This is a genomic window from bacterium (assembly GCA_019695335.1).
In the GTDB taxonomy this organism is placed as follows: domain Bacteria; phylum CLD3; class CLD3; order SB21; family SB21; genus JABWBZ01.
The window spans coordinates 59,116-75,786 of the sequence record JAIBAF010000002.1 but is presented as its reverse complement, the minus strand read 5'-3'; the positions used below and the strand labels follow the sequence as shown (position 1 = coordinate 75,786).

The 16,671-nt window shown below is 42.8% G+C and carries 15 protein-coding genes; 7 read left to right on the top strand and 8 right to left on the bottom strand.

Features of this window, described 5'->3' with window-relative positions:
* The first annotated feature begins 5 nt into the window (after positions 1–5).
* The 7 genes from K1X84_00945 (at position 6) to K1X84_00915 (ending at position 5,772) form a co-directional block, all read left to right on the top strand.
* The gene (locus tag K1X84_00945; GenBank protein ID MBX7150175.1) at positions 6–1,199 is read left to right on the top strand and encodes a M24 family metallopeptidase; all 1,194 of its coding nucleotides are present in this window, start codon (positions 6–8) and stop codon (positions 1,197–1,199) included.
* Positions 1,200–1,231: 32 nt separating this feature from the next.
* Positions 1,232–1,702 carry a transcription elongation factor GreA gene (greA, locus tag K1X84_00940; protein MBX7150174.1) on the top strand — a complete coding sequence of 157 codons (471 nt, stop codon included), beginning with the start codon at positions 1,232–1,234 and terminating at the stop codon, positions 1,700–1,702.
* Positions 1,703–1,704: 2 nt separating this feature from the next.
* Positions 1,705–1,935, top strand: a complete 231-nt coding sequence (locus K1X84_00935; protein ID MBX7150173.1) for a sulfite exporter TauE/SafE family protein — start codon at positions 1,705–1,707, stop codon at positions 1,933–1,935.
* A 170-nt stretch (positions 1,936–2,105) separates the two neighbouring features.
* Positions 2,106–3,260 carry an N-acetyl-alpha-D-glucosaminyl L-malate synthase BshA gene (gene bshA, locus K1X84_00930; protein MBX7150172.1) on the top strand — a complete coding sequence of 385 codons (1,155 nt, stop codon included), beginning with the start codon at positions 2,106–2,108 and terminating at the stop codon, positions 3,258–3,260.
* 29 nt (positions 3,261–3,289) lie between these two features.
* Positions 3,290–4,018, top strand: coding sequence for a hypothetical protein (locus tag K1X84_00925; protein MBX7150171.1), 729 nt, complete (start codon positions 3,290–3,292; stop codon positions 4,016–4,018).
* Position 4,019: 1 nt separating this feature from the next.
* A complete protein-coding gene (gene carA / locus K1X84_00920) occupies positions 4,020–5,141 on the top strand; it encodes a glutamine-hydrolyzing carbamoyl-phosphate synthase small subunit (GenBank protein MBX7150170.1) in 1,122 nt (373 codons plus the stop codon).
* A gap of 31 nt (positions 5,142–5,172) precedes the next feature.
* On the top strand, positions 5,173–5,772 hold the full coding sequence (locus K1X84_00915) for a hypothetical protein (protein ID MBX7150169.1): 600 nt from the start codon (positions 5,173–5,175) through the stop codon (positions 5,770–5,772).
* A gap of 3 nt (positions 5,773–5,775) precedes the next feature.
* Here the strand turns inward: K1X84_00915 and K1X84_00910 are convergent, their stop codons facing one another.
* From K1X84_00910 to K1X84_00875, 8 genes are all read right to left on the bottom strand, one after another.
* Positions 5,776–6,888, bottom strand: a complete 1,113-nt coding sequence (locus K1X84_00910) for a hybrid sensor histidine kinase/response regulator (GenBank protein ID MBX7150168.1) — start codon at positions 6,886–6,888, stop codon at positions 5,776–5,778.
* A gap of 36 nt (positions 6,889–6,924) precedes the next feature.
* A complete protein-coding gene (gene metG / locus K1X84_00905; GenBank protein ID MBX7150167.1) occupies positions 6,925–9,036 on the bottom strand; it encodes a methionine--tRNA ligase in 2,112 nt (703 codons plus the stop codon).
* 45 nt (positions 9,037–9,081) lie between these two features.
* Positions 9,082–9,894 (bottom strand): MBL fold metallo-hydrolase, encoded by an 813-nt coding sequence (locus tag K1X84_00900; protein MBX7150166.1) that lies wholly within the window; start codon positions 9,892–9,894, stop codon positions 9,082–9,084.
* A complete protein-coding gene (locus K1X84_00895; protein ID MBX7150165.1) occupies positions 9,885–10,787 on the bottom strand; it encodes an MBL fold metallo-hydrolase in 903 nt (300 codons plus the stop codon). Before K1X84_00895 ends, K1X84_00900 begins: the two co-directional genes overlap by 10 nt.
* Before the next feature lie 190 nt (positions 10,788–10,977).
* Positions 10,978–11,961, bottom strand: coding sequence for a hypothetical protein (locus K1X84_00890; GenBank protein MBX7150164.1), 984 nt, complete (start codon positions 11,959–11,961; stop codon positions 10,978–10,980).
* A gap of 74 nt (positions 11,962–12,035) precedes the next feature.
* The gene (locus K1X84_00885) at positions 12,036–13,163 is read right to left on the bottom strand and encodes a hypothetical protein (GenBank protein ID MBX7150163.1); all 1,128 of its coding nucleotides are present in this window, start codon (positions 13,161–13,163) and stop codon (positions 12,036–12,038) included.
* A 138-nt stretch (positions 13,164–13,301) separates the two neighbouring features.
* On the bottom strand, positions 13,302–16,220 hold the full coding sequence (locus K1X84_00880) for an insulinase family protein (GenBank protein MBX7150162.1): 2,919 nt from the start codon (positions 16,218–16,220) through the stop codon (positions 13,302–13,304).
* Between the two features lie 139 nt (positions 16,221–16,359).
* A complete protein-coding gene (locus K1X84_00875; GenBank protein MBX7150161.1) occupies positions 16,360–16,653 on the bottom strand; it encodes a hypothetical protein in 294 nt (97 codons plus the stop codon).
* Positions 16,654–16,671: the final 18 nt, after the last annotated feature.

Here is a 16,671-nt window from a genome sequence, read left to right as displayed (position 1 = left end):
CCGCCATGAAAATTAAACTGACCGATATTCAAAATGCTATCCGCCAATTGGGATTCGATGGTTGGCTGATGTACAGTTTTCGTAAAAACAATCCGATCGTCGACCGTATTTTGGATCTTCCATCGCATCTCGTACTGATGCGCCGTTATTATTACTATATTCCGGCCAACGGAACGCCGCAAAAACTCGTTCACAGTATTGAACGCGGATCATTAGATTCCGTACCGGGCGATAAAACGGTTTTTTCCAGCTGGCAAGAACTCGAAACAGGCTTGAAAAAAATTACAGGCGGCGCCAAAAAGGTCGCGATGGAATATTCGCATGAGTGTGCCATTCCGTATGTCTCTATCGTCGATGCGGGAACTGTCGAGATGGTTCGTAAAGCAACCGGAGCAGAGATCGTTTCTTCGGCCGATTTAGTACAAATCTTTGACGCCACGTGGGATAATGAGCAGTGGCAAATGCACCAGGAAGCCGGTAAAGGCTTGATCGAAACGGTTCACGAAGCTTTTGCATTCATTAAAGAAAACATTCGTGCCGGAAAAAAATTGACTGAGTTCGATGTGCAAAATTTTATGCTGCAATGTTTTGAAAAACGAAATATTTATTCGAGCTCTGCGCCGAATTGCTCGGTCAATGAAAATTCGGGCGATCCGCATTATGAGCCTACGGAAACGATTTTTAAAGAAATTAAAAAAGACGATTTTGTTCTGATCGATTTGTGGGCCAAGAAAAAAGCACCGCGATCTGTTTATGCGGATTATGCCTGGGTCGGTTATGTCGGTGAAACCGTTCCTGAAAAATATGAGAAAATATTCCAAGTCGTCAAAGGTGCGCGTGATGCGGCTGTCGATTTCCTGAAGAAAAATTTGAAATCAGGCCAGCCCGTTTACGGTTGGCAAGTTGACGATGCCAGCCGCCAATACATTGTATCAAAAGGTTACGGCGAATATTTCATACACCGCACCGGCCATTCCATTGGCGAAGAAGTTCACGGCAATGGCGCGAATATGGATAATATGGAAACGAAAGATATCCGGCGAATTTTGCCGCGGACGTGTTTTTCAATCGAGCCCGGAATATATTTTTACAATGATTTTGGCATCCGGAGTGAGATCGATGCCTATATCACTGAAAATAACGACGTCGTCGTGACCGGCGCACCGATGCAGGAAAGTGTTATTCCGATTTTAAAATAAATCAATCTATCCAAGGAAAGAAAAGAAGAATTATGAGTAAAGTATACTTCACCCCTGAAGGTTTGAAAAAACTGAAGGAGGAGGTAACGTATCTGGAAAATGTAAAACGTCCCGAAATCGCGCATCGCGTACAGGTAGCGCGTGAACACGGCGACTTGAAGGAAAATGCGGAGTATCATTCGGCCAAAGAGGAACTTCAGCTCCTTCAAAACCGCATCAATGAAATGAAGATGAAGATCGTCAATGCGGTCGTCGTCGATGAAGAATCCATTCCCACAGACAAAGTTTACATTTTGGCTACGGTTGAATTGCAAAACGTTAAGACGAAAGATAAATTTTCGTACACGCTTGTTCCGGATAACGATGCCGATTGGGAAAATGGAAAAATTTCTGTCAATTCCCCTATTGGAAAAGGCTTATTGGGAAAAGGCGTTGGCGAAATCGCCAAAATCCAGATTCCGGCCGGCGAAATGCAATTGAAAGTTTTAAAAATCAAACGTTAATTATGGACGAACAAAATAATTTTTCCGACAGTGAAGAAGAAAGCGGTCCATCGATCGAACGGCAAAAGCGCGCTACCCGATGGAAAATTTACGGATGGATTGTCATCGCTTTGATGGTCATTCTGATCGGTGTTAATTTGCTGGATCTGGTCGACCCGGAAGTTAACCGGGTGGCCATTCCATTGATGGTGGCGGCGTACGCCGTGTATGTGATTTTCAGAAGACGTGTGTAGAATTTAGATCCGGCCGTGAGCGCAGTCAAAACGGCCGGTGACAAAGTTAAAAAATTTCAAGCCAAGACTATAGATTTAGATGTTGTATAAGCTTCTATAATCTTGTGCAGTGTAGCAACCATGCCGGCGGTTTTGACTTACTCAACGGCCGGACATCGAGAAAGTTGATCATGAAAATTGGTATCACGTGTTATCCAACCTATGGCGGGAGCGGCGTCGTCGCGACAGAACTGGGCATTGAACTCGCTAAACGGGGTCACGATGTTCATTTTATCACGTCGGATATTCCTTTCCGGTTAGCATCGTTTACCGAACACATTTATTTTCACGCCGTCGAAGTCATGACGTATCCCGTGTTCGAGCATTCGCCGTATTCGCTTTCGCTCGCAGCACGAATGGCGGAAGTTGCTGAATTCGAAGATCTCGATCTTCTGCACGTGCATTACGCCATTCCGCATGCGCCAAGTGCGTATCTTGCCAAACAAATGATCAAGAAGAATAACCGGCTCAAAGAATTGAAAATCGTAACCACGTTGCACGGTACGGATATTACGTTGCTCGGGATGGATCGCTCGTTTCTCAATTTGATCAAATTCAGTATCGACGAAAGCGACGGTACGACCTCCGTGTCAAAATATTTACGCAACCGTACGTATTCAGAATTCAGACCCAACCGCAAGATTGAGGTCATTCATAATTTTATCGACACGGAAAAATATCAGCCGGCGGACGATAAAACATCGCCGTGCAATAAATTTCGCACACGCCTCGCACCGCACCAAGAGAAAATCATCATGCATACGAGCAATTTCCGCCAGCTTAAACGCGTGCCGGACGTGGTGAAAATTTTTGCGAAAGTCCGCGCAGAGATTCCGACAAAGTTAGTGCTGGTCGGCGACGGCCCCGAACGATTTAATGTTGAACAATTGGCGCGGGAATTAAAGGTTGAAAACGATGTGCTGTTTCTAGGGAAACAAGAAGCGGTCTCCGATTTGATCCGCCTTGCCGATGTATTTCTACTTCCAAGCGAATCGGAAAGTTTCGGATTAGCCGCGCTTGAGGCTATGAGTTCAGGTGTGCCGGTTATTTCAACGGCCATCGGCGGGCTACCGGAATTAAATATTCATGGCGAAACCGGCTTTCTCGAAAAACTTGGCGACGTTGACGCGATGGCCAGTGATGCGACTAAAATTCTATCTGATTCTAAATTGGCCGAACAGTTAGGCATCAATGCCAGGCGCCGGGCTTTGGACAATTTCGGTACCGATAAAATTGTCAATGCTTACATCGATTATTATCAGCGTGTCTTAGAGGGTAAAGAGTGAAAACAACGCATCACAAAAAAATCCTTATTATGGCACACCGCGGTGTGACGTATTCCGGTTTTCCTGAAAATTCTCTTCCGGGGTTTCAAGCCGCCGTGGATGAAGGATATGATGGCGTCGAATTAGATGTACGCATTACTAAAGATAAAGATCTGGTTGTCTTCCACGATATTCGCCTCGAACGGCTGACCGAAAACGGACGCGGAATGGTGAGAACGAAAACGTTATCCGATTTGCAGAAATTAAAATTAAAAAGCGACGTCGTTGAAACGACCATTCCTTCGTTAGCGGAGGTTTTAGATATTTTCAAGCATACGCACCTGTTGATTAATATTGAAATCAAAAGTGAAATGCCGATGCGCGGCAAAATCGAACAGAAAGTGATCGATTGCATTTATCAGCACGGGCTACAGCGGCAAACGGTCATTTCGTCGTTTAATCCGTTAGTGGTAAAAAAAGTTCAAAAGATCGATTCGACTATGCGTACGGGATTTATCTATGAAAAAAGGCTGCCCAATTTCAATCAGAAATTAGCCAAAGGTCTTATTGTTACTTCCTGGCATCCGAATTTCAAAGCGGTCAATGCCCGTCTTTTGGAAAAAGCCATTGCTGCCGGATGTAAACTATATCCATGGACCGTTAATGATGAAAAAGATCTTTATCAGATGATGGAAATTGAAGTCGATGGTGTGATCACTGATTTCCCCAATTTAGCAAAAAAAATATTTTCCAAATCCAACCATTCGTTGCATGCATAAAATCAAAGCAAAACTTGTTCTCGAAGATGGCCTGAGTTACGACGGCTATGCCTTCGGGGCCGAAGGCGAAGTGACCGGCGAAATTGTTTTCAATACCAGCATGATGGGGTACCAGGAAATTCTTTCCGATCCTTCGTATTCCGGACAAATGATCGTCATGACGTATCCGCATATCGGCAATTACGGCATCAATAGCGCCGATTTCGAATCGCTGCGTCCTCATGTAAAAGCTTTTATTGTCAAAGAACATTGTGATTATCCTTCGAATTGGCGTTCCGAAATGTCGCTGGCCGATTTGTTCAAGAAATTCAATATTATGGGAATTGAAGGTCTGGACACGCGTGCGATCACACGACACATTCGTAATTTCGGCGCTATGCGCGCAATTATTTCTACTACCGATTTAAATACAACGTCGTTGCTCGAAAAAGTAAAAAACAGCCCGAGCATGGTGGGCGCTAATTTAGTCGATGGCGTAACGTGTCAGTCGGCTTACGATTGGGGCACACCTAACCTTCCGGATTGGCAGTATCGCGAAAACATCGATCATGAATCAAAATTCAACGTGGTTGTTTACGATTTCGGAGTAAAACAAAATATTTTAAGAAAATTTGTTGAGCGAGGATGCCGATTGCACGTTGTGCCGGCGCAAACAAAAGCCGATGATATTTTAAAAATGAATCCGGACGGGGTTTTTTTGTCCAATGGCCCAGGCGATCCTGAGGCCGTTGAGTACGTCATTCCTGAGATTCAAAAACTGATTGGAAAAAAACCGATTTTCGGAATTTGTCTTGGTCAGCAGTTAGCCGGCATTGCCTTAGGCGGAAAAACGTATAAACTTAAATTCGGCCATCGCGGCGCCAATCATCCGGTTAAAAATCTTGAAACCGGCGTTATCGAAATTACCTCACAAAATCATGGCTTCACGGTTGATCCTAAATCGCTCAACGAAAAAGAAGTTGAATTGACTCACTTTAATTTGTACGACGGAACATTGGAAGGATTTCAACATCGTGAGCTCCCGATTTTTACCGTGCAATATCACCCCGAAGCGTCTCCCGGCCCGCATGACAGCGATTATCTGTTCAATAAGTTCATGACAGCTATCGAAAAAACAAAATAATCGAACGCAATTCATAGCCTCGCTCTGGATTATGTTTACTGATGAATATAAAACTGTTGAAGCCGAAGGCGAAATGGTTATTGAAGACAGCGGATGCCGATTGACCGCTGTTGTTTTATTCGTTGATTCGGGAGAGAAAGTCCAAGCCGCTCAGGAACGGATTTTCAAAAAATTTCCGGATGCGGCTGAAAAAATCTCTTGTTACAAAATCGGTTTAGAACCCAACATCGTTGTTAAATCGGCGGGAGGCGATGCGGAAGTCGAAAAGGCGCTGACGGATGTTTTTGAAAACGAAGAAATCACCAACGTTTTTCTGGCCGTCATGCGTGAAAAAATTGTAACTCATGCTAAAACTCCATCGGTGCTGGCTTATCGTGACACGGCATCCAATGCCATTCGACGGGCACGCATCGTCAAACGTATTCTATACGATACGGTGCGTTACAAAGTGAATCATTCAGATTTAAATTCCGTTTCACGGTACATTACGGACAATCGCGGGAAAATTTTGCAAACGATAGAAGGAACGATTTCGACCGTAGTTGTAAAAATCCGCAGAATCCAAGTTGATGCGCTTACAAAAGGTTTGGCTGATTTGACCGGAGGAAAAGTGAGTTTGGAGAAGAAATAGCAGCTATACTGGAAAAATCAATCTGAAAACACTCCCCACGCCTTCTTTACTTTCTACAACGATATTACCGCCATTGATCCTTGCAATATCGCGCGCAATCGTGAGCCCAAGCCCCGCTCCTTGCTGTTCCATTTCAGCACGATTGACCTGATAGAATTTATCGAATATTTTATCAATCTCTTTCGCGGAAATACCGATACCCGTATCTTCAATTTCAAAAACTACCTTGCCGTCATCCAATTTAGTCTGCATCACGATCTTTCCGTTGTCGCGATTAAATTTAACCGCATTATGGAAAAGCCGTTCGACAACGTCAGCGATCTGGTCGACGTGCAGCAGTAAAATCGGTAAGTTCGATTGAAAATCAGTTTCCAGCGTCAGATTTTTTGCATCGGCAATTTTCTGGAACTTGTGCTGGAGATGCGTGACGATAAAATTAATATCGGTTTCCTGTTTGGCGTCTTCATATTCCTTTTTAGCTTCTCCCATAGCAATTCGGGCGCTGATAAGAAAATCTTTGAGCAAGGAATCAAGCCGTTCACCGCTTCGTTTGATCCTCAGCAAAAGCTCTTGTAGTTCGTTAGGATTAAACTGCAACGTGTCATCGAGCAATAAATTGGCCGTCATTTTGATGATAAAAAGAGGTGTATTTACTTCGTGCGTAATGACCGACAAAATATTACGTTTGAGATCATCGACGTGCCGAAGCATCTGCGCTTCGGTTGTCGAACGTATTTCATGAACCCGCTTAAGTTTGCCTTTTATTGAAGCAATTAAATCCTCACGCTCAATTGGTTTTGTCAAATAATCATCCGATCCGATTTCTTTTCCATATCGGCGTTTTTCAGTGTCCGAATGTGCCGTCAAAAAAATAAACGGTATCGATCGCAATTGTGGGATGTTTTTGACCTCGTCGTAGAGTTCAAAACCGTTCATGTGCGGCATAGAGATATCACTGACGATGATGTCCGGAGTAAATGTTTTGAGCTTATCCAATGCATCGCGACCATTGATGGCCAAAACCGTGTCGTATCCGGATCGACTCAGATAGATATTGATCAATTGACGATTCTGAAAATCGTCTTCAACTACTAAAATTTTCGGGTTTTCAACCATCAACACGCATTAAAATTAGTTTTGAATAAGATATATTTATGATACACGTAAACCATTTGGAATGACCTGTTCAGGAGCAAGCAATTTCAATGTTTCGTCATTACCAGCGGTCAATACCATGCCGTTGGATTCGACGCCATAAATGGTAGCCGGTTTCAGGTTAGCTACCAGGATGATTTGTTTTCCTATCAATTCTTCCGGTTTGTAGAATTTTGCCAATCCGCTGACGACTTGGCGCTTTTCATAGCCTAAATCCAATTCAAGGCGAAGCAGCTTGCTGCTGCCTTTGATTTTTTCAGCATGAAGAACGGTCGCACTGCGCAGGTCGACTTTCATAAAATCATCGAACGGAATTGTTGGTTTCGCCGGTTCGACCTTTGCCGTTGCTGCGGTTTCGGCAGCCTTTTTTTCGATGGTTGCATTTAATAAATCAACTTCTTTCTGAATGATATCATCGTCAATTTTCGCAAAAACGATTTCAACATTTCCAAGCGTATGTCCGCTATCAACGGTTGTTTCGCCGATCTCAGACCAATTTTGTTCTTCGGCTTTGCCGGATAAATTCAGCATACGCCAAACACGTTCGGCTGTGAACGGAATAAATGGCAGCATCACGATTGCAAGCGCCCGCACAACTTGCACACTGACGTACAAAGTCGTGGCGCATTGTTCACGATCGGTTTTGATTTTTTTCCAAGGTTCACTGTCATTGAAATATTTATTGGCGGCGCGAGCTAAGTCCATAAAACGTTTGCAGGCATCACGGAATCGGAAACGCTCTATGAATTCACCGACTTCTTTTTGAGCTTGTTTGATCTCTACCAACATGGCGAGATCCGATTGCGTCAATTTCCCGGGCGTTGGAACTTTATGATCAAAATTTTTAACGGTGAAGGTTAGCGAACGGTTAATAAAATTACCAAGAATGTCGGCTAATTCACTGTTGTTCCTAGCCTGAAAATCTTTCCATGAAAAATCTGAATCTTTTGATTCAGGTAAGATCGACGTCAGTGTATACCGTAACGGATCCGGCGGAAATTTTTCCAGATAATCTTTTACCCAGACAGCATAATTTCGGCTCGTCGATAATTTCGCACCTTCCAGATTTAAAAACTCACAGGCCGGAATTTCAGAAACCAATACGAACGTATCATCCTTCCTATGATTTTGATTATAGGCGATTGTAATCGCGGGAAAAATGATCGCATGGAAAACGATGTTATCTTTACCGATGAAGTGAACTAACTTTGTATCCTCTTTTTGCCAATAATCGCGCCACCGTTCGTTTTGTCCGATTTTTCTTGCCCATTCTTTCGTAGCCGAAATGTAACCTAACACAGCTTCGAACCAAACGTAAATAACTTTACGCTCAGCTCCTTCGATAGTGTTGCCTTTACGATCAGTTTTTGGAACAGGAACGCCCCATTCTAAATCTCGCGTATAGGCGCGATCTTCAAGCTTTTGCTGGAACCAGCCTTTACAATAATTGAGTACGTTATCCTTCCAATGTGTTTTCTCACCGATCCATTTTTCAAGAGCAGGCTGAAAATCACCGAGTGGCAAATACCAGTGCGTAGTCTCTTTGGCAACAGGTACGGTTCCGGTAACTTTACTTTTCGGATTGATCAATTGCATTTGATCGAGGTACGTGCCACATCTTTCGCATTGATCGCCGCGGGCTTCCGGGTTTTGGCAAATCGGGCATGTGCCTTCGACATAACGATCGGAAAGGAACATGGCGGCTTTTTCATCATACCATTGCTGCTGCGTTTTCTTTTTGAGAATGCCTTTTTCATACACTTCCAGAAAAAATTCCTGGGCTGTTTCGTAATGAATCGGCGCCGATGTTCTGGAGTAGTGATCAAAGCTAATACCCATACGCGTAAATTCATCCAAAATCATCGCATGATAGCGATCAACCAATTGTTGGGGTTTGACGCTTTCTTTTTCGGCTTGAATAGTAATCGGAACTCCGTGTTCATCGCTCCCGCAGATATATACAATGTCGCGTTTCATCAGACGCTGGTATCGTACATAAATATCAGCGGGGATGTATGCACCTGTCAGGCGGCCGATGTGACTGGGACCATTGGCATACGGCAATGCACTGGTAACCAGAATACGTTTGTGTTCTTTCGATTCTGACAATTGAGGAACTCCGTCGTAGAAATAGAGTGAGGATTTATGGGGATATCAAGGTTTATAAACAATTTCCTGTTGTGCACATAACACGTTTAGTGCCGGATACTTTTGTCTTAGTTCTTTTTCGATGGCATCCAGTTCTGCATCGCTGCGTAACGGTTCATGATGCGTCAAAAGAGTCGTTCGGGTTTTGATCTTACGGGCATTGTTGCACGCCATGTCGAAAGTACTGTGGCCCCAACCTATACGCGTTTCATATTCTTTATCATAATACATCGCATCATGAATGAGCATATCGCAGCCTTCGGCCCATTCTATAAAATCCCGGTTAACTTGATTATCGATAGCTTCATGATCGCTGGCATAGACAATCGTGTGTTTGCCATCAGAGATTTTATAGGCATAACATGGATCTGTGTGATTCAAAGCTTTAAAGGAGACGTTAAAACCGTTGATAACGGCTTGATTGGAAAGACGGTGAAATACAAACTGTGAGTTCAGCGCTTCCCAACCATTGAACGGGCCGTAAGAGCCGTCGAAATAGATATCCATCACGTCCTGCATCTGTTCGGTTTTAAAAGGCGAATAAAAATGGTTGGTACTTTTCGGATGATGAACCGGACCAAAATAATTCAAGCCTTGAATATGATCCCAATGAAAATGAGAAATTAAGATATGGAATTCACCCATTTTATTGGCTAAGTGATCGGAATAAAAGCCGATACCAAATCCGGCATCAATGATAATTGAACGATCCCCGCTGGTGATGATGATACAGGGCGTATGAGCGCCGTATTTTAAAATGTCCGGATGCGGCGCACTGATCGATCCGCGTGTTCCATAAAAAATAACTTCTAAAGCCATACTTCCTCCCCTTCGCTCAACGCAACGACTTCGATCGATCCACCTTTGCCAAGCGATTGAATATAGGCTTTAGCCGAAGCAATTTTCATATCGACTTGTTCATCCATGTCTTCCGGCGCATGATGACCTAAAATTATTTTCTTTACGTTCGCACGAACCGCAAGATCAACTGCCATTTCCGGCGAACTATGCCCCCAATTTTCCTTGCCTTTGATGCCCTCTTTGGTAAAATGCGTATCGTGTAACATCAAATCGGCGTGATCACAAAAATCCACCAATGTCTCGTAAAATTCTTTTTCTTTTTCGGTAAAATCTTCTTTATCCCATTTTTTCATTAAAATACCGAGATGATTCTTTTCAATCGGTGCATGATCGGTCACAATACAAATCGATTTACCACCATGTTCGATCCGGTATCCCAATGTGAGACCTTGATGATTGAGTTGAACCGTTTGTATATCGGCTTCGCCGATTTTGAATCGCTGATTGGGATGCAGTTCAACAAAATCGATACGATCTTTGAACATATCAAATGGAATTGGAATCAATCCTTTATCGTGTTGATGCTCAAAAAGCGATTTGACGTCGTATTTTTCCGAACGCGGACCCATGATTGTAATTTTAGTGCCTTTCTCAAAGAGCGGTGTAAAAAACGGAAAGGCCAGGATATGGTCCCAATGCGTATGGGTGATCAGGAAATGCGCATGAAACGGTTGCGAACCGTTATTCATGACGGCAACGCCCTCACGGAAAATGCCGGTTCCGCCGTCTATATAAATAGGCGCCATTCCATCGATCGTTACTTTAAAAGCCGTCGTGTTTCCCCCGTACTTAGTACGTTGAGGCGTCAGAATGGGTCTGGAACCGCGCGTGCCGAGCAATGTAAATTTCATGAGCGGCTATCCTTATTTTTTTTATTCCGATAGCGTAATACAAAAGAGCCTCCGCTTGCTCGCGCGGAGGTGCTCTTCAGCGTAAGTAATATCATAAAATTATTGCATCAAGGAAAGATTTTTTTGCTTATTCGTAAGATTGAAACGAGGTCTAATATTTATGTTAAAGTAGAATATAATTGCAGATGAATTACAAGGTCGGCTTTGGAAAATTATGATCTTCGAAAAAGGAATCTTTTTCTATGAAATCTTTCAGCGGGTTGACAATCTCACCGGCTTCTACTTTATCATGAGTACTGCATTTGCCTGAATTACAACCATTGCCACCGCTGGAACATCCACAACCTCCTCCATGAAGCTCATCCAAATTGATGCCCAAAAAATGTGCGAGTTCTTCCAGTTTTAATGTTTCCCATTCATCATCGTTCATATGTTTGATGTGAACTTTATTGGCAATAATGTCAAGGTGTTTAATTTCGCCGGGGCCTTTGGATGTTTTGACTTGCGAACCGACTCCGGGAAAACGAGACAGTGTATTAACATAAAAATCACGTTCGTACGCAAGGCAACATTTCAATCGCCCGCACAGACCGGTAAGTTTCGACGGATTCAATTGTAATCCCTGATCTTTGGCAAAATCCGTTGTGATCGGAACGAACTCGTTCAAGTGCGATGTACAGCACAAACGTTTTCCGCAAGGGCCATAACCATCCATTCGTTTGGCTTCATCACGAACACCGATTTGTCGTAGTTCAATACGCGTTTTGAATTCCGACGCCAGATCACGCACCAGAGCACGAAAATCAACGCGTTTTTCGGCTGTAAAATAGAATACAATACGACGACGATCAAATTGGTATTCGGCGTCGACAAGTTTCATTTTGAGTGCAAACTTATTGATTTTTTGTTTGATGACTTCTTTGGCTTTTTCTTCATCGGCGCGATTGGTTTTCAGGCGCTCGATTTCATCCGGATTGGCGATGCGGACGACAGCCCGCATTTCTTTTCCGGCCATTTCGGATGGAAGCTGATCCCCCGTTTGAGTAACGCGACCAAGGTCGACCCCGCTTTCAGCTTGTACAATAACGTTGTCGCCGCGTTTAATGGTCAGATTATTTTTATTGTCAAAATATTCTTTACGATGGCTTTTGAATTCGATCTGAATATAACTCATGTATATGAAATTCTGATTAAATAAATAACGTTCCTGCGATCATTTTTTTGGCACTGCAGAAACGTAAAAGTAGGTTATTTTTTTATCGCCAAGTGGCGTAAATTCAGTCCTAGATTCACTAAAATCAAATTAAGATAGACATTTCGGGATATAAGGTCAACAGCTTTTTCGATTTCAAAAACAGCCGTTTCCGTGTTGGTTCGTGGAAAATTGCGGACAAATTTCTCTAAGCGATCGGTTAGATCGTGATTAATCAAGCTGTTTTTGAGAGCTTCAGGATGCTCATGGAGATGCCTGATATAAAATATATCCTGGAACCATGCCAGCATAATCATCAGAATATCGGTAATCGCGGCTTTGTCTTTTTCGGTATCGGCAAGAATAGCGTCTACGGCTTGAACGATAGCGGTTGATTGTGGCGAAACGATTGCCAGCAGGAAATCCAGCATCGTTTTACGCCGACGATCCAAATCTCCTCCTATCAATTCCAACGCTTTGCCGTAATTACTATTGGCCAGTTTGGCAATCAACTGCGCTTCACCAGTCTCGATGTTTTTTTCTTTGATTAAAGCGTTTTTGATATCTGTTTCTTTAACCGGCGATAACTTTACGGCCTGGCATCGCGAAATGATCGTCGGAAGTAACGTGTGTAGCCGCGTTGCCGTCAGAAAGAAAAATGTTGTCGGCGGAGGTTCTTCAAGAATTTTCAAAAACGCATTGGCTGCTTCATCGTTCATTTCGTTCACATAGGTTAGAATAAAAATTTTTTTATTGCCTTCGAATGAACGCAGCGATGTTTCACGCGCAAGACCACGAATGGAATTTTTCTCAGGGTTGTCCGGATCACCAATGTGAATACTTCCGCCGCCGACATAAACACGGGTGTACAATTCGCTGGCCTTGGCCTGAAGCATATCTCTCATCGTTTCTTCATCCGTCGATTTCAATGTCGGAAAATAATAATGAACGTCGGCGTGCTGAAATTCCGACACTTTGCGGCAATTAGCGCATTGCTGGCAAGGTTCGAAGCGTTCGCGATCCGGATTGGCACACAGCAGAAACTTAGCCATTTCCACGGCTAATTCTTCAGCGCCCAATCCTTCATCACCTGTAATCAAGTAGGCGTGTGCAAGACGTTCGTGGCGATAAGCATTTAAAATCTGTTTCTTGGCCGACTCCTGCCCGATAACGCGCGATAACATGTGTACCTTAAAAGTTTAAAAAACGGGCTCGAATATACTCATTTGATAAAGGTTTGTCAAGCTAACTGGCGAAAGGAAAAACAAAAACGAGGCAGAAATTCTATGCTGCCTCGTTTTTTTGATCGATTTGTACAACGATTAATAACCAAAAATATCTTTTAGCGTCAACTCAACAACCTCTCCATATTTTTTCAAGTCGTCCATTTTAATCCGGTCTTTCGATCCGATAATGCAATACACGGCAGGTTTGTTTTTGATATACGTTTCCTGAAATTTTTTCACATCATCAAAGGTAATTTGATCGATTTTCTGGTATATACTTTGGCGTAAGTCGTAATTGAGTCCGAGTTTTTTTGCCGCTTCATAACTAAACAAAATCCCTGTTTTGGTTATCCTTTCCGATTCGATGCGGCTTTTGATCGCTTGTTTGGCTGACTCAAACTGAATTTCCGAGTACGAAAGGTTGTTCAGTAAGTCATTGACCCCATCGATCGCTTCTTTCATTTTGTCGGCTTGTGTGCCGACGTAGGCGAGTAAATAATAAGGATCTGTTTTTTTGGAAGGCGGAATATAACGTGCAAAAACGGTGTACGCCAGCGCCTTTGACTCACGAATTGTTTGAAAAACGATCGACGACATTCCGCCGCCGAAATATTCGTTGTACAAACCAACCGTTGGCGCCCATTCGGGATGGTAGGACTCGGATTTACTTAACCAAATGATCTCGGTTTGTACCATGTCATATGGCACAAAGTAAACTTTAGTGGTCTTTATATCGGCTCGAGCGTATTCTTTTTTCGTGGGAACCGGTTTGAACTGAGCCGGCGTCTGATGAATTGTATTGAGTGATCGCACGAGGTTTTCATCATTCCGTGATCCGTAATATAATACCCGATGAGAATAGGAAGTAAGATCGTGAAGTTTTTGAACCAATTCTTCAGCTTTCAAAGCTTTGAGTGTTTCTTCAGACAAAACGTCCGTAAATGGATTGACAGCGCCGTACGTTGCGTAATTATTCAAACCTCCGAAAAGTATGTTGGATTTACTTAATTTTGCATCAGTACGTTTTTTAATCTCGCCCTGAACAAGTAAATTCAAAGCTTCCTGATCCGGTTTGGCATTTTTCAAAAGATGTTCGAACAGCTTTAATCCATCGTCAAAACTTTCCTCCAATCCATTCAAAAAAACAAATGATTGATCGGCCCCGGCAGAAACTCCAAAACTGCATCCGAGTTTATAAAACTCTTTACGGATTTGTTCGGCAGAATATTTATCAGTTCCAAGATACTGCAGCAAATCAATGGCATATTCCAATTTAGGGTCGTGCTGACTTCCCATGTCGAGCAGATAATAAATAGTAAAAAGCTGGTTCTCAGTGTTTTTGAGGTACTGCAGCGTAATACCGTTATTCAATTTTAATTCTTTAATGTCCTTTTTGAAATCGAGAAATACCGGTTTGAGTTTTTCTTCCTTCATCTTGAGAATTTCATTTTGAAATTCGCTGCGATCCTGACGGCTGAGAGTTACCGGTGTTATTTTCGGTTTCTCAATTTTTTGAATCGTCGTATCGGCTCCGGTTTTTTTATACACAACAACATAATTATTTTTATAGTATTGGTTAGCGATTTTGACAACGTCGTTTTTGGAGATCTTGGAAATGGCATCGATACCGGCAACATAATTTTCCCATGAAATCCCATTCATAAAAGCATCGGCAAACGCTTCCGTTCTTCCTCCATTATTTTCAAAAGCCTGCATTTGTTCAATTTTCATGTTTTTTGCAATGGCTTGAATCATCGATTCATCGAACTCGCCTTTTTTTACCAAGTCAATTTGTCCTAAAAGCAAGTCTTTGACTTCTTCAAGAGTCTGGCCTTCGCGCGGCTGACCTGAAAAAATATGAATACTGTAATCAGCATAAATTTCTGCCGAACATCCTGCGCTCAAGACTTTTTGTTTTTGTTCGAGATTGAGATCGATCAATCCGGCTGTGCTGTTGGTCAGCAGCCGGTCAATAAGCGTGAGCGTTTTGGCATCGGGATGGTTTGCGCCGGGAAAACGGTATGCGAGTGTGACGGATTCAGCGCTGGGCCCCATTACTGTTTTGACAATCGGAGCAGTAATTTCTTCTTCCGGTTTGAAAGTGTACTTTGGAACATCTTTGGATTTGAAACCGCTGAAATATTTATCAATCTGGCGGATGGTAACATCCGGATCGAAATCTCCGGAAAGACAAAGCGCCATGTTATTGGGAACATAATAGGTGTTGTAAAATTCACGGATTTTTTTGAGAGACGGATTTTTCAAATGTTCGATAGTTCCGATGCCCGTTTGCGTACCGTACGTATGATTCTTAAATAACGATGCCATGACCGTGTAGAAAATTTTCCGGGCATCACTATCCAATGTTCTGTTTTTTTCTTCATATACCGCTTCCAGTTCAGTATGGAAAATCCTGAAAACCGGATTACGATATCTTTCCGATTCGATTGCGAGCCATTTTTCAAGTGCATTGGACGGAATATCGTTGATGTATATCGTGCGGTCGTACCACGTATTGGCGTTGGTCCCTTTTGCGCCGATGTCGGATAACATTTTGTCGAATTCGTTGGCAATCGCGTACTGCGCTGCTACTCCTGAAATTGAATCGATCTGATGGTAGATTAATTTTCGCTGGGCAGTGTCTTTGGATGCGCGATGCATTTCAAAAAGATTTTCAATTTTATCAAGTTCGATCTTTTCTTTGGCATAATCTTTCGTTCCGTAACGATCCGTTCCTTTGAAAAGCAAATGTTCGAGATAATGCGCCAATCCCGTTGCATCGGACGGATCCTGCTTGCTTCCGGTGCGAAGAACGACATACGTTTGAATACGCGGTGCATTTTTGTAAACGGACAAATAGACGGTCAATCCGTTCTTCAATGTATATATCCGTGCGCCAAGCAGATCTCCGTTAACTGTTTTATAAGTATATTCGCCATCTTTGTGTTCGGTGACGGTGTATTGGGAGTAGGCGTTTTGAAACAGAAAAAACAGCAAAAGGATCGTTTTCTTCATTGGTAATTTCCTTATTATAAAAAAAAATGATGAGATCTACCTCTACGAAAACCGTGAAACAGAAGTTGCACAACCAACATATAAAAAAACCCTTTTATAAAAAAGGGTTTTATGTTGAGAGAAATGGCTTCTGTATATATTAAACGCGGCCGTGGTCCAATTCATTCCGGATTTTTCTGAGTATGGCGTCGCCGATTTCGGAAACCATCTGGGCCAATGTTTCATCGACATCACATAAAGACATTGTTTCCCAATGATGAATAAATAATCCCGATAAGCATAGGTCCGCTGTTGAAGCCTCTAAAATCGACCGTCCGATCATATTGAGCTCGGTTAAAGACGGTTTGTTGCTGCTCATTAATCGAAGCTTCAATTTATCGCCGCTCAGAAAATTGCGATAACACACCGGTAATTCTTTATCAATGATTTGCATGATTCTATCCTTCTTCTT